The sequence below is a fragment of the Pedobacter sp. BAL39 genome, assembly GCF_000170795.1.
GTDB lineage: Bacteria > Bacteroidota > Bacteroidia > Sphingobacteriales > Sphingobacteriaceae > Pedobacter.
In genome coordinates this window covers 92,724-105,523 of the sequence record NZ_ABCM01000008.1, presented here as the reverse complement: position 1 = coordinate 105,523, position 12,800 = coordinate 92,724, and the positions used below count along the sequence as shown (strand labels likewise).

Annotated in this window: 14 protein-coding genes; 6 read left to right on the top strand and 8 right to left on the bottom strand. The window is 46.4% G+C overall.

Features of this window, described 5'->3' with window-relative positions:
- Positions 1 to 47 precede the first annotated feature (47 nt).
- The gene (locus PBAL39_RS12145) at positions 48 to 818 is read left to right on the top strand and encodes an exodeoxyribonuclease III (RefSeq protein WP_008241795.1); all 771 of its coding nucleotides are present in this window, start codon (positions 48 to 50) and stop codon (positions 816 to 818) included.
- Positions 819 to 823: 5 nt separating this feature from the next.
- Entirely contained in the window at positions 824 to 2,068 is a 1,245-nt protein-coding gene (gene hutI / locus PBAL39_RS12140; protein WP_008241794.1) for an imidazolonepropionase, read from the top strand.
- Between the two features lie 215 nt (positions 2,069 to 2,283).
- On the opposite strand, the gene PBAL39_RS12135 is transcribed toward hutI, so the two are convergent.
- Complete coding sequence (locus PBAL39_RS12135) at positions 2,284 to 2,859, bottom strand: 5-formyltetrahydrofolate cyclo-ligase (protein WP_008241793.1); 576 nt, start codon at positions 2,857 to 2,859, stop codon at positions 2,284 to 2,286.
- Between the two features lie 81 nt (positions 2,860 to 2,940).
- Here PBAL39_RS12135 and PBAL39_RS25355 point away from each other — a divergent pair, with 81 nt between their 5' ends.
- Positions 2,941 to 3,087, top strand: a complete 147-nt coding sequence (locus PBAL39_RS25355; protein ID WP_008241792.1) for a hypothetical protein — start codon at positions 2,941 to 2,943, stop codon at positions 3,085 to 3,087.
- A gap of 93 nt (positions 3,088 to 3,180) precedes the next feature.
- Here the strand turns inward: PBAL39_RS25355 and efp are convergent, their stop codons facing one another.
- The 6 genes from efp to PBAL39_RS12105 all read right to left on the bottom strand — a co-directional run bounded on the left by efp (position 3,181) and on the right by PBAL39_RS12105 (position 9,136).
- The gene (gene efp, locus PBAL39_RS12130) at positions 3,181 to 3,741 is read right to left on the bottom strand and encodes an elongation factor P (protein ID WP_008241791.1); all 561 of its coding nucleotides are present in this window, start codon (positions 3,739 to 3,741) and stop codon (positions 3,181 to 3,183) included.
- A gap of 159 nt (positions 3,742 to 3,900) precedes the next feature.
- Positions 3,901 to 4,518 (bottom strand): ATP-binding cassette domain-containing protein, encoded by a 618-nt coding sequence (locus tag PBAL39_RS12125; RefSeq protein WP_008241790.1) that lies wholly within the window; start codon positions 4,516 to 4,518, stop codon positions 3,901 to 3,903.
- Positions 4,519 to 4,529: 11 nt separating this feature from the next.
- Complete coding sequence (lpxA, locus tag PBAL39_RS12120) at positions 4,530 to 5,315, bottom strand: acyl-ACP--UDP-N-acetylglucosamine O-acyltransferase (RefSeq protein ID WP_008241788.1); 786 nt, start codon at positions 5,313 to 5,315, stop codon at positions 4,530 to 4,532.
- Positions 5,312 to 6,721 (bottom strand): bifunctional UDP-3-O-[3-hydroxymyristoyl] N-acetylglucosamine deacetylase/3-hydroxyacyl-ACP dehydratase, encoded by a 1,410-nt coding sequence (locus tag PBAL39_RS12115; protein WP_008241786.1) that lies wholly within the window; start codon positions 6,719 to 6,721, stop codon positions 5,312 to 5,314. Before PBAL39_RS12115 ends, lpxA begins: the two co-directional genes overlap by 4 nt.
- Complete coding sequence (lpxD, locus tag PBAL39_RS12110; RefSeq protein WP_008241784.1) at positions 6,721 to 7,794, bottom strand: UDP-3-O-(3-hydroxymyristoyl)glucosamine N-acyltransferase; 1,074 nt, start codon at positions 7,792 to 7,794, stop codon at positions 6,721 to 6,723. Before lpxD ends, PBAL39_RS12115 begins: the two co-directional genes overlap by 1 nt.
- Before the next feature lie 118 nt (positions 7,795 to 7,912).
- The gene (locus tag PBAL39_RS12105; RefSeq protein WP_008241782.1) at positions 7,913 to 9,136 is read right to left on the bottom strand and encodes an HD domain-containing protein; all 1,224 of its coding nucleotides are present in this window, start codon (positions 9,134 to 9,136) and stop codon (positions 7,913 to 7,915) included.
- Positions 9,137 to 9,239: 103 nt separating this feature from the next.
- Between PBAL39_RS12105 and PBAL39_RS12100 the strand changes: the two genes are divergently transcribed.
- Positions 9,240 to 10,793: a bifunctional response regulator/alkaline phosphatase family protein gene (locus tag PBAL39_RS12100; protein WP_008241780.1), complete on the top strand. Its 1,554-nt coding sequence runs from the start codon at positions 9,240 to 9,242 to the stop codon at positions 10,791 to 10,793.
- A 19-nt stretch (positions 10,794 to 10,812) separates the two neighbouring features.
- Here PBAL39_RS12100 and PBAL39_RS12095 read toward each other — a convergent pair whose 3' ends face one another.
- Positions 10,813 to 11,469: a DUF6266 family protein gene (locus PBAL39_RS12095; RefSeq protein WP_008241778.1), complete on the bottom strand. Its 657-nt coding sequence runs from the start codon at positions 11,467 to 11,469 to the stop codon at positions 10,813 to 10,815.
- A gap of 335 nt (positions 11,470 to 11,804) precedes the next feature.
- On the opposite strand from PBAL39_RS12095, the gene PBAL39_RS12090 reads away from it, so the two are divergent.
- Positions 11,805 to 12,209 (top strand): DoxX family membrane protein, encoded by a 405-nt coding sequence (locus PBAL39_RS12090; RefSeq protein ID WP_008241776.1) that lies wholly within the window; start codon positions 11,805 to 11,807, stop codon positions 12,207 to 12,209.
- A 63-nt stretch (positions 12,210 to 12,272) separates the two neighbouring features.
- Entirely contained in the window at positions 12,273 to 12,746 is a 474-nt protein-coding gene (tsaE, locus tag PBAL39_RS12085; protein WP_232282946.1) for a tRNA (adenosine(37)-N6)-threonylcarbamoyltransferase complex ATPase subunit type 1 TsaE, read from the top strand.
- Positions 12,747 to 12,800 lie beyond the last annotated feature (54 nt).

Here is a 12,800-nt window from a genome sequence, read left to right as displayed (position 1 = left end):
CCAGCCCCAGCTAAGGCTGACTTCCATAACTTTAAGTCACAATAAAAATGAAAATCATATCCTACAATGTAAATGGCATCCGCTCCGCATCCACAAAAAACTTCCTTGGCTGGCTACAGGCCATGGATGCCGATATGGTGTGCCTGCAGGAAGTCAAGGCACTGCCCTCACAGATCCCAGAACTACTCGTACTGATCGAACAACTCGGCTATCACCACTATTGGTTTCCCGCAGAGAAAAAAGGCTACAGTGGCGTCGCCATCCTGACCAGGATCAAACCAAATCATGTGGAATATGGCTGTGGCGAGGAATGGATTGATAAAGAAGGACGCATCTTAAGGGCCGATTTCGACACTTTCTCCCTCATGAGCTTATACATGCCCTCCGGATCAAGTGGTGATGAGCGCCAAACGAAAAAGTATGAATTCATGCGCTTTTTCGACACCTATACCGAACAATTGAGAAAGGAAATCCCTAACCTGATCATCTCCGGGGACTACAACATCTGTCATACCGCCATAGACATCCATAACCCTAAATCAAATGCCAACTCTTCCGGTTTCCTGCCTGAAGAAAGAGAATGGATGGAGCTTTTCCTCAACAACGGGTTCATTGACACCTTCCGGCATTTCAATAAGGATCCGCACCATTACACCTGGTGGAGTTTCCGTGCAGGCTCGAGGTCGAAGAACCTGGGCTGGCGTATCGATTACCACCTGGCGACGGTACCAATGCTGGACCGCTTAAAAAATGTAACCATCCTGGCCGATGCAGTCCACTCGGATCATTGCCCGGTACTACTGGAACTCAACCCATAAAACCCATGGCTGCACTGCTGATTACAGACATACATACCCTTGCCGGTTTACAGCCGGCAGGTCAGACCGTCCTTCCGGGAAAGGACATGGCCAGGCTAGACCAGATCCACAATGCCTGGATCCTTTGTGAAGATGGAGTGATCAGCAACTTCGGAACGATGGATGCATTGCCAACATCTCTGCCCAGCGATCTGGAGACACGTTCTGCAGGCGGTGGTTTCGTGCTGCCCTCCTGGTGTGATTCCCATAGCCACATCGTATTTGCAGCCCCCAGGGAAGAGGAATTTGCCATGAAAATTGCAGGAAAAAGTTATGAAGAGATTGCCGCTGCCGGCGGGGGCATCCTCAATTCCGCTGCAAAACTGCAGCATGCTCCTGAAGAACTACTTTTCGAGTCTGCAGCCAGTCGCCTGCGTGACATGATTACGCAGGGTACCGGAGCGCTGGAGATCAAGAGCGGCTACGGACTGAGCACCGATGCAGAAATAAAAATGTTGCGTGTCATCAGAAAGCTGAAGGAGACCTTTCCCATCCCGATCCGGGCTTCCTTTCTGGCCGCGCATGCCTATCCACAGCAATACAAAGAGGACCACGAGGGATACATCCGGATGATCATCGACCAAATGCTGCCAAGGGTTGCCGGTGAAGGCCTCGCCGATTATATGGATGTCTTCTGTGAACATGGGTTTTTCTCTCTGGATGACACCAACAGGCTGTTGGATGCTGCCGGAAATTATGGTTTGCTGCCGAAGATACATGCCAACCAGCTCTCCATATCCGGCGCGGTACAAATGGGAATTAAACACCATGCCGTTTCTGTAGACCACCTGGAGCTAACCGACAACGATGCCATACAGGCACTTGCAAACAGCAGCACCATAGCAACGCTGCTACCTTCCTGTTCCTTTTACCTCGGCATTCCATATGCCAATGCGAGGGCGCTGATGAATGCCGATGTGCCCCTGGCACTTGCCAGCGATTACAACCCGGGATCAACACCTTCCGGAAACATGAACTTCGTGGCTTCACTGGGCTGCATCAAACTGAAAATGATGCCTGAAGAGGTGATCAATGCCTGCACGTTGAACGGTGCAGCAGCAATGGAACTGAGCAACGAGACCGGCAGCATCACCGTCGGAAAGCGGGCAAACCTGATCCTCACCAGGCCGATGAGCTCATTGGCTTATCTTCCTTACAGCTTCGGCCAGTCGCAGATTGCTGCCACCGTGCTGAACGGAAAATATCAATAGCGTTTTATTGCACATCCCCATTATACCTGGGCCAATTTATCCGTTTTATGTCCACGTAAAAAAACGTGGGTCAATAATTGAAAAATTGACCCACGTTATCACATAATCTCGCTGAGCGGGATTTCTGAAACTTCAAAAACGCAATAGAGGTCTTCTGTCGAACTCAATTTCCTTCAACACACTTTGTGTTGGAAAAACATTTTTAAGCGTTCATACTACTTAAAAACGACCGGAAAAACATACCGTTTTTCGGGAGTCAGGCATTCGTCCAGTTTCACATCATGCACATTTACATCATCAATTACTGTAAGCTCCGAAAAAAGAGAAAGCCCGATTTTTCTCGTGCCCATCGGTTGGAGAAACCGGTCGTAAAAACCTTTTCCATATCCCACCCGGTTTCCGGACATGTCGAAGGCCAGCAAGGGAATAATTACCATATCGACATCCCCTGTATGAAGCGCCCCCTTCTGGGGTTCGAGGATTTTATACAGGTTCTCCTGGAGGTCTTCTTTTCCCTCATAATGATGGTTGGTCATCAATGCTGTATCAAAATCAGCTTTAGGTACAATAATTTTAATTTGGGGCTGATGCGCTTTCAGCCAGTCAATCATCAAAAAGGTATCGGGCTCATTCTTTTCAACGATGGGCAGGAAAATATGGATGGAGTTGATCTCTGTGAAGTCAAGAATGCTGAACTGACGCAGCAATGATGCATTGATTTCAACCATCTCAGCCTTGGACAAGGCAGTACGGCGAACCATAATTTCTTTTCTTATCTCCGATTTCTTCATTATAGCTAATTTTCGCATTGACCCCCGTGGACCATTTCGGATTTTTTCAACCACAGGCAGGGCATTGCTCCAAAATATAAGGTGCAAATTACACATTTCTCTCACAATACCATTTCGGCGCCAAAAAGTCAGGCCATCTTCATGACAGGAATCAATAAAGGTAAAATTACCGCCGCCAGTCAAAATGATGCAGGACAGGAAAAAGTCCTGCTCCTGGCGTTTAAGTAGTTGCTTTCCACAAAATCGTATAAAAAAAGATGGCTTCGGGAACCACTCCGAAGCCACAATCAACCTAAACCTAAAACTAAACTATGAAAATTCTTATTTTGCTCTTTCTATATAGTCACCAGTACGTGTATCAACCTTCACTCTATCGCCCTGGTTGATGAACATCGGGACTTTTATTTCTACTCCTGTTTCCACAGTAGCGTATTTCAATGCATTTGTAGAGGTATCGCCTTTCACAGCGGGCTCTGTATAAGTGATCTCTAACTCTACATGAGAAGGTGTCTGCGCCATGATCGGCTCTTCACTTTCAAATGCGATGACCACATTCATTCCCTCTTTCAAAAACTTAACACTCTCTCCAAACAAAGTTTTTGGAATGTTAAACTGTTCGTAAGAGTTATTGTCCATGACCACCAGGAACTCGCCATCTTCATACAGATATTGATAATCACTGGTTTCTACACGACAAATTGTAACCTCTTCATCAGTACGGAACCTGTACTCTACCAGTTTCCCGGTTTTCACATTCCGCATTCTGGCCTGATAAAAGGCTCTTAAATTTCCAGGAGTACGGTGAAGGAACTCTTCTACCTGAATCAACTCTCCGTTAAAACGAAGGATATTTCCATTTTTTACTTCTGATGCTTTTGCCATTTGTTCTGAAATTGTGCCTGTAACAATTCGGCCTTTTTTCGTGCCGCAAAGGTATAGACTATTTATGAATTCTACAATAGTAATTTAAAAATTTATTTCGATTTGTTTATTTCTTCGTTTAGATGTATTTAAACGCGGTTTTTCTAAAAAAATATTTGGTCATTTATAATCGGTCACCTGGATTACTTTGTCACAAAATGAATACTCAATTTCCTGATTAGACCCGATAATGACCATTTTTTCCTCTGTAAAACGTCCGATCAGATCCAGGTACCAGGCCACGCCCTGCTGATCCAGGTTGGATGTAGGCTCATCAAGCAACAGTAATGGAGTGTCCGAACAGAAGGCCAGGGCCAACTTAGTACGTTGTTTCATTCCCGAAGAGAAGTATTTTAAAGCCTTGTCCTGCGACTTCGACAAGCCAAGCAGGTCGAGCACGGCAGCCTCGGTCATCTTGCGGTAACGGTCTTTAAATTGAAAATGGAAACGGATAGTTTCCTGGAGGGTAAATTCTTCGAGCAGGTCCAGGTAGGGCGCGGCGAAGCTCAGGTATTGATAGATCTGCTCCACAGGAACAGATCTACCTTTATATTCATAGTGCAACCCTCCTTCCGAAGGGGACAAGCTGCCCAGGATGACGCTCAGTAAGGTGGATTTTCCGGAGCCATTGGGCCCCAGGATCGCATAACGGCCCGAAGGGTTGAACTCGTAACTGACATTACGAAAAATCCACTCCTGGTTAAAGCGACGGCCAGCCTTGTCTAAGCGAATGTTCATTCATCAGCAGATTAGCTACCCGATCCGAAGCCTTTCATCACGCCTCTTGCGGAGTTGCGGATAAAATCGACAATCTCATCACGGATTTCTGTAGGTGCAAAATCAGCTTCAATCATGTCCAAGGCCTTGGTCACGTTGTTATGTTTCACAAAAAGCACCCTGTAGATCTCCTGGATTTCATTGATCTTCTCAGAAGAGAAACCCCTTCTTCTCAGGCCAACGGAGTTGATCCCTGCATAAGAAAGCGGCTCACGTGCAGCTTTTACATAAGGAGGAACGTCTTTACGCACCAATGAACCACCGGTTACAAAGGCATGAGAACCCACCTTCACAAACTGGTGGATGGCCACCAAACCCGCAAGCACCACATAGTTACCGATGGTAATGTGCCCGGCAAGGGTCGTGCTGTTGGAGAAAATACAGTAATCACCCACTTCGCAATCGTGTGCGATGTGGGAATAAGCCTGGATCAGGCAGTTGCTGCCGATCACGGTTTTCCATTTATCTTTTGTACCACGGTTGATCGTTACACACTCCCTGATCGTGGTATTGTCGCCAATTTCGGCAGTCGTCACCTCTCCGGCGAACTTCAGGTCCTGAGGAACACCGGAAATCACTGAGCCCGGAAAAATCCGGCAGTTTTTGCCAATGCGGGCACCATCCATGATCACCACGTTGGAGCCCACCCAGGTACCTTCCCCGATCACTACATCTTTATGTATGACTGCAAAGGGTTCTATAACTACATTATCGGCGATTTTCGCCTGCGGATGTATATACGCTAGAGGTTGTATCATGCCGTTTCGCTGTCTTTTACTTTTACAATCTGTGCCATCATTTCTGCTTCGACAACTACTTTTCCACCTACCATACCCACACCTTTCATCTGTGCGATGCCACGTCTGATAGGCTCCATCAGGTCGCAACGGAACACAATTGTGTCACCCGGAGAAACCTGCGCCCTGAAGCGCACATTGTCGATCTTCAAGAACAGCGTCAGGTAGTTACGCGGGTCAGGCACCGTGCTCAACACCAGTATACCACCTGTCTGGGCCATCGCTTCAATCTGGATTACTCCCGGGAATACCGGGGCACCAGGGAAGTGACCTTTGAAGATTTCTTCGTTCATGGTGACATTTTTTACACCAACAACGTGCGTTTTTGACAGTTCCAGGATCTTATCGATAAACAGGAACGGCTGTCTGTGCGGCAGGATGTCCATGATCTGCACCACGTCGTAGAGTGGTTTTACCGATGGATCGTATACATGCTGTACTTTTTTATTTTTTTCCTTTTTGATGGCGGCTTTGATTTTTTTAGCAAATGCAACATTGGCGGCATGACCAGGACGGGCAGCCATGATATGACCTTTCAGGTGCACCCCAACAAGGGCCAGGTCACCGATCATATCCAGCAGTTTATGGCGTGCAGGCTCATTCTGGTGGCGCAGCTCCATATTGTTCAGGATGCCCTGCGGAGCAACCTCCATAACCGAGCGGTTAAAGATCTTTGCCAGGTGGTCCAGCTCTTCCTTAGTCACTTCCTTGTCCACGATCACGATGGCATTATTTAAGTCGCCACCCTTGATCAGGTTGTTCTGCAACTGGTATTCCAGCTCATGAAGGAAGCAGAAGGTCCTACAGCTGGCAATTTCTTTTTTAAACTCTGCGATGCTGGATATTCCGGCATGCTGACTGCCCAGTACAGGCGAGTTATAATCGATCATGCAGGTAAACCTGTAGTCGTCCAGCGGCATCGCAACGATCTCCACTTTACGGTCAGGTTCTGCATAAGTGATGTTATGGGGGATCTGGAAATATTCACGGTCTACTTCCTGAATCTGGAAGCCTACACTTTCCAGTGCCTCAACAAATAACACAGCACTGCCATCCATAATCGGGATTTCAGGGCCATCCAGTTTCATCAGCACGTTATCAAGGTCCATTCCAACGAGAGAAGCCAGTACATGCTCTACCGTACTTACGCTGGCTCCGTTCTGGGAGATGGTTGTTCCCCTGGCGGTATCAGTCACATTATCACAATCAGCCTCCACAATCGGGCTACCAGGCAGATCGATGCGTTGAAACTTAAATCCATGGTTTTCCGGTGCCGGACAAAAGGTTAAGGTTACGTTGGCTCCGGTATGAAGGCCCACACCTGTTACCGAAACTTCGCCTTTGATAGTTTTCTGCTTAACGTTCATTATTTTGTTATTGTACTGTTTTGTTCAATTATTGCTTTAAGTTCTGATATCGTACGCTCCAGGGAGGCAATGCGTTTCTCCACACTTGGCAGCTGTTTGAAGATTACGGATGCACGCATCCAGTCTCTCAGTGGCTGAGCAGGACTGCCGTGCCATTGTTTATTTTCATCAGTAATGCTGAAATTGATGCCCGCCTGTGCACCGATCTGGGTGCCTTTGGCGAGGCTGAGGTGTCCGGCGATGCCCACCTGACCACCAACAACAGACATCTCTCCAAGCTTGGTACTTCCGGAAATGCCCGATTGTGCGGCTACAACCGTATGTGCGCCTACCTCTACGTTATGTGCAATCTGGATCAGGTTGTCCAGCTTCACCCCTTTTCCAATTACGGTGGAGCCCATTGTTGCCCTGTCAATGGACGTATTCGCCCCGATTTCGACATCGTCTTCAATCACCACATTGCCGATCTGTGCAATCTTCGAATAACTGCGGTCTGCCTGTGGAGCGAAACCGAAGCCATCACTACCGATCACCGTGTTGGCATGGATCACGACATTATTGCCAAGCACACAGCGGTTATAGATCTTCACGCCAGGAAAAAACTGGCAGTTGCTGCCGATCTTGGTATCCGTTCCGATAAAAACCTGGGTCTGGATTTTGGTGTCATCACCAATTTCCACACCTTCAGAGATGTAACTGAAGGCACCGATATATACATTTTTACCAATTTTGGCGCTGGGATGGATAAAGCTGGGTTGCTCTATACCCGACTGTACATTCATCTGGTTCATGAACTCATTGTACTTCTCCAGAAGAACAGAAAAGGCACTATAGGGATCATCTACCTTAATCAGGGTACTGGCAACCGGTTGTGCAGGAATAAATTCACTGCCAACGATCACTACTGACGCCTGAGTAGAATATAAGTAGTTTTCATATTTGGGATTAGACAAAAAACATAAAGACCCAACAGTACCATTTTCTATTTTGGAAAGTTCTGTTACTTTGGCGTTTTCATCGCCTACTATGGTGCCATTTATAAATTCGCTTATCTGCTTGGCAGTAAATTGCATTTTACAAAGTTAAATGTTAAATTGATATGAACAAATAACGCCTCAGGTTATTTGCCGCCTACTAAAATAGTTAGAATCTAAAAACGAGATAAAAACTTAAATATTTTGTTAAAAAATGCTAAATTATTCTGGGATAGCACAGTATGTATTTGGTGACGGTTTTATCCAGTGAGGCCAGATTGGATAAATCTGAAGCACTGGCGATGTCGACAATGGTATTATTTTTCATCAGCACATTGATGTTTCCGGAGCCGCTTTCGTAGGCCCTGTTCCTGATCACATCCGTAAAGACGAAATATCCGCGTTCGTGTTCATCCAGCTCGAGCACATCACCTGTATTTTCGAGGATCCGCTGTACACGGGCCGCGTCGGGGCGTTCACTTCCAATTTCCACCTTGTAAAGGTTCCTGCTGGCAAACATGGTACACAAGAGCGACAGCACCCGGTCGGGATGGTCGCGCCATACCTTTACCGCGGTAAAGATATCCTGATCATCCAGCTTCACAAACTGCTGCAAGTGGTCATCACAGCTGAAAAAGGCCTGCTCGGTCACCTCATGTTGCAGGAAATGCTGCAGTGCAGGTGTCGCAAACAGCTGTACGCCATGGGCAGAAAGCTCCTTCGCGCGGTTGAGGATCTTCACCAGCAACTGTTCTCCGGATACCACGGTTTTATGCAAGTATACCTGCCAGTACATGAGCCTTCTGGCAATTAAAAATTTTTCAATCGAGTAAATCCCTTTTTCCTCAATCACCAGCTGATCGTCCAACACGTTGAACATCTTGATGATCCTGTCGGAGCTGATGACCCCCTCACTCACACCCGTAAAAAAGCTGTCGCGGTTCAGGTAGTCCATGCGGTCAAGGTCCAGCTGACTGGACACCAGCTGCGCGAGAAAGTTTTTATGGTAACTGCCCTTAAAGATGTTGATCGCCTGGGTCAGCTTCCCGTCAAATTCCTGGTTCAGCTTCTCCATGATCATCATGGAGATGTCTTCATGGCGGATGCCATTGACGAGGGTATGTTCCAGTGCATGTGAAAAAGGGCCATGGCCAATGTCGTGCAGCAGGATGGCAATCGTGGCAGCTTCTTCTTCGTCCTTATTGATTTCGTGGCCTTTACCCTTCAGCACTTCTATGGCAAGGCTCATCAGGTGCATGGCACCAAGGGCATGGTGAAACCTGGTATGCAGCGCGCCGGGGTAGACAAGGTGGGTCATTCCGAGCTGTTTGATGTACCTCAGCCGCTGAAAATAGGGATGGGAAATCAGGTCAAAGATCAGTTCAGAGGGTATATTAATGAATCCGTAGACCGGATCATTTATGATTTTCTTTTTGTTCAATCCTTAAAAATAATTTATACGGTACAAAAATTGCTATTTTTATCGATACTAGGAAAGCTAAAATCCTTTTACATCATTTAAATTTATATTATACAACATAAGAATGCAGGAAACCAAGATTCTATGGGCCGACGATGAGATCAACTTATTAAAACCACATATATTACTGTTAAACGAAAAAGGCTATCATGTAACTACTTACACGAATGGCAATGACGCGCTGGAAGCTTTCGAGAAGGAACATTTCGACCTCGTATTTCTGGATGAAAACATGCCGGGAATGAGCGGTCTGGAGACACTGAGCGCCATCAAGAACATCAGGAATGATGTTCCCGTGGTCCTGATCACCAAGAGCGAAGAAGAAAACCTGATGGAGGATGCCATTGGTTCCAAGATTGACGATTACCTCATCAAACCGGTGAACCCAAAACAGGTGCTGCTGACCATAAAAAAGATCATCGACAACAAACGGCTGGTGAGCGAGAAAACATCCATGGCCTACCAGCAGGATTTCAGGCGCCTGGGCATGACACTCAACGACAAGCTCAGTTATGAAGAATGGGTGGAAGTCTATAAAAAACTCGTTTTCTGGGAGCTGGAGCTGGAAAAACTCGATGATCCGCAGATGCACGAGATTCTGACCATGCAGAAATCGGAAGCGAACATGCAGTTTTCAAAGTTCATTGAAGACAATTACCTGGGATGGGTAAATGGAAAGGAAAAAGCGCCGCTGCTTTCAAACGAGCTGCTGAAGAAAAAGGCTTTTCCACTGATCAACGACAATACGCCAGTATTTTTTATCCTTATTGATAACCTTCGGTACGACCAATGGCGCATCATCAACCCGCTGATCTCTGAATATTTCAGGCTGGACGAGGAGGATACCTATTCCAGCATCCTGCCGACGGCCACGCAGTATGCGCGGAACTCTATTTTTGCCGGTCTTATGCCGCTGGAGATGGAAAACCGCTTTCCTGGCTTATGGCAGAATGACGACGACGAAGGCGGTAAAAACCTGCATGAAGGTGCTTTTCTGGCCGACCAGATCAAGCGCAGCCTGCGTAAAGACTGTAAGTTCAGCTACAATAAGATCCTTACCATTGATGATGGCAAGGCCCTGAACGACCAGATCCATAACCTGCTGAAAAACGACTTCAATGCCATTGTATACAACTTTGTAGACATGCTGTCGCACGCCAGGACAGACATGCAGATGATCCGTGAGCTGGCCAACGATGATGCGGCTTACCGTTCACTTACCCTTTCGTGGTTTGAGCACTCTCCGCTGATGGATCTCCTGAAGAAAATCTCCCAGAAGAAGGTCCGGCTGATCATCACTACCGACCATGGTACCATCCGTGTAAAACACCCGAGCAAGGTGATCGGCGACAGGAACACCAACACCAACCTGCGCTACAAACAGGGCCGTAACCTGAATTACAACGCGAAGGAGGTATTCCTGATCAAAAATCCGCATGAGGCACAACTGCCGAAGATCAACATCAGTTCCAACTATATCTTTGCCAAGGAAGACCGTTATTTTGTGTACCAGAACAACTACAACCAGTTCGTCAACTACTACAATGAGACCTTTCAGCACGGGGGCATCTCTCTGGAGGAAATGATCATCCCCGTGGTGACCTACAGTTCAAAATAAACTTTTATGCAGGCCAGGATCATCCATTATCAGGTGCTACGATCACCTGGCCTGCATACATCGTATTCGAAACTGAATTGCGGTCTTCAGAGATGAAAGCCATGAAAGTATGAAATACGCAGGTTGTCCGCTGAAACCGGACGACCTCCAGTCTTCCAAAACCTTGCTTACGGAGCTGTCCGCCGACCACTCCAATCACCACCCTGGGAGTGTCACAATACGCTACCAAAATCAATTGGTCGATATCTTTTGTTTCTGTTTTTTCCGCATCCATGTTCCAGCGAAATTCCAGATATTCCCCATTTAAGCTTGCATGAACATCCTTTGCAATTGGCTTTTCCCCTGCTGTGACCTGCAGGTTACTGAGATCCAGATACTGATCCGGGTAACTTCCTGCAACAATGGCCTTACGGTTATACCGGTAAGCCTCGTTGTAATAATTTGTGTTCTTAAGAGCGGCCTCCAATTGAAAGCCAACCTTGATGAAGCGCTTAACGCTCAGTAATACAGGCGTAATCAATCTCGTCGCCTCCCTGGATGCCAGCTCCCCGACAGAACTTTTCTTTCTTTTTTTTCTGTAAGAGCGCATGATATGCTTTCCCTTTGAGACATAGGTCACAATCGGACCTACTTTTCCCGAGGATCCCCCCAGAATTCCATTTTTTAATATTGCCATACTTTATTGAATTTAATGGTGAACAATTCTAATCGCCATCTATCCTTTGCTTACCTGGCCCGGTTTAAACCATACTTAAGCATTCCTTAAGCGTCAAAAGCAATGACTGGACGCTTAGGGGATGCTTAAGGGACGCTTAAGAGACGTATAAGAAGACAACGATCCGCTAATTTTTGTACAAGATAACAGGTATACATTCAGGATGCAAAAAGGTAAAGCGTACCGGATGCAATTTACGCAGTTCGTCCGCGATTTGTAGCCATTTAACCTACAAACAATGATGAGAATCATTATTTTCAAAAATAGATTTAAGATTAAATTCCTAAATTTAGAGGATGAACAACAATGAACTTGCTTACCTGATCGCCAGGGCATCCATTGGGATTTCCATGTTCACGCATGGGCTCGTGCGTCTCCCTAAGATCGACAAATTCAGCGCCTGGATGACCGGTCAATTCCAATCCTCTATGTTACCCGAGGTTATCGTGAGGCCTTTCAGTTATGCCCTTCCATTTCTCGAGTTTCTTGTGGGTATCCTCTTAGTCCTTGGCTTATTTACCCGTTTTGGACTGGTACTTGGCGGAGTTGTCATGCTGATGCTCCTTTTTGGTACTGGCATAATCGAAAACTGGGAAGCGGTTCCCTCACAACTCATCCACAGTGCTTTTTTTGCGGTATTATTGGCATTGATCAGCTACAACAGGTTCAGCATAGACACTTTACGTAAGAAAAACGGATAATTTTACGCAACACCGATGCGCTTGCCGGACTGATTGTATAAATTTGTAAAAGCAGAAGAACTGATGAAACCATCAGGGGCTTCTGAATGTTTCATTGCCGATAAAAATAATTATAACCAGATGAAAATTGAAGTCAGCAGCCCTGCCGCATTGGATGAGGCCGCTAAAGAACTGATTAACTTTGCCGGAACAACACGTATATTCATTTTTGAGGGGGAAATGGGTGCCGGGAAAACCACCTTTATCAAATCCCTTGGCCGGGCGCTGGGTGTCACCGAAGTTGTCTCCAGCCCTACCTTCTCCATTGTCAATGAATATGATGCCTCAGGCACGGTGGTTTACCATTTCGATTTCTACCGGATTAAAAACCTGCAGGAAGCTTATGACATCGGTTATGAAGAGTATTTTTATTCCGGTGATTACTGCCTGATTGAATGGCCGGAGAAAGTAGCAGAACTGCTTCCTGACCAGTATATCAAGATAGAAATCGCCGTAGTTGGTGAAACCCGGAGAACCTTGACATTCTCTAAAATTTAAAGTTAAAATGACTTATATTCAGCTATTTTCCGTAATTTCAGAACCAAATTTTAA

Excerpts from the sequence above, each read along its gene's own strand:
- PBAL39_RS12115 (WP_008241786.1), bottom strand. The coding sequence starts at position 6,721 with ATGAACGTTAAGCAGAAAACTATCAAAGGCGAAGTTTCGGTAACAGGT.
- PBAL39_RS12095 (WP_008241778.1), bottom strand. The coding sequence starts at position 11,469 with ATGGCAATATTAAAAAATGGAATTCTGGGGGGATCCTCGGGAAAAGTA.
- PBAL39_RS12090 (WP_008241776.1), top strand. The coding sequence starts at position 11,805 with ATGAACAACAATGAACTTGCTTACCTGATCGCCAGGGCATCCATTGGG.
- efp (WP_008241791.1), bottom strand. The coding sequence starts at position 3,741 with ATGGCAAAAGCATCAGAAGTAAAAAATGGAAATATCCTTCGTTTTAAC.
- tsaE (WP_232282946.1), top strand. The coding sequence starts at position 12,273 with ATGAAACCATCAGGGGCTTCTGAATGTTTCATTGCCGATAAAAATAAT.
- lpxD (WP_008241784.1), bottom strand. The coding sequence starts at position 7,794 with ATGCAATTTACTGCCAAGCAGATAAGCGAATTTATAAATGGCACCATA.
- PBAL39_RS12145 (WP_008241795.1), top strand. The coding sequence starts at position 48 with ATGAAAATCATATCCTACAATGTAAATGGCATCCGCTCCGCATCCACA.
- PBAL39_RS12100 (WP_008241780.1), top strand. The coding sequence starts at position 9,240 with ATGCAGGAAACCAAGATTCTATGGGCCGACGATGAGATCAACTTATTA.
- PBAL39_RS12135 (WP_008241793.1), bottom strand. The coding sequence starts at position 2,859 with ATGAAGAAATCGGAGATAAGAAAAGAAATTATGGTTCGCCGTACTGCC.
- lpxA (WP_008241788.1), bottom strand. The coding sequence starts at position 5,315 with ATGATACAACCTCTAGCGTATATACATCCGCAGGCGAAAATCGCCGAT.
- PBAL39_RS12125 (WP_008241790.1), bottom strand. The coding sequence starts at position 4,518 with ATGAACATTCGCTTAGACAAGGCTGGCCGTCGCTTTAACCAGGAGTGG.
- hutI (WP_008241794.1), top strand. The coding sequence starts at position 824 with ATGGCTGCACTGCTGATTACAGACATACATACCCTTGCCGGTTTACAG.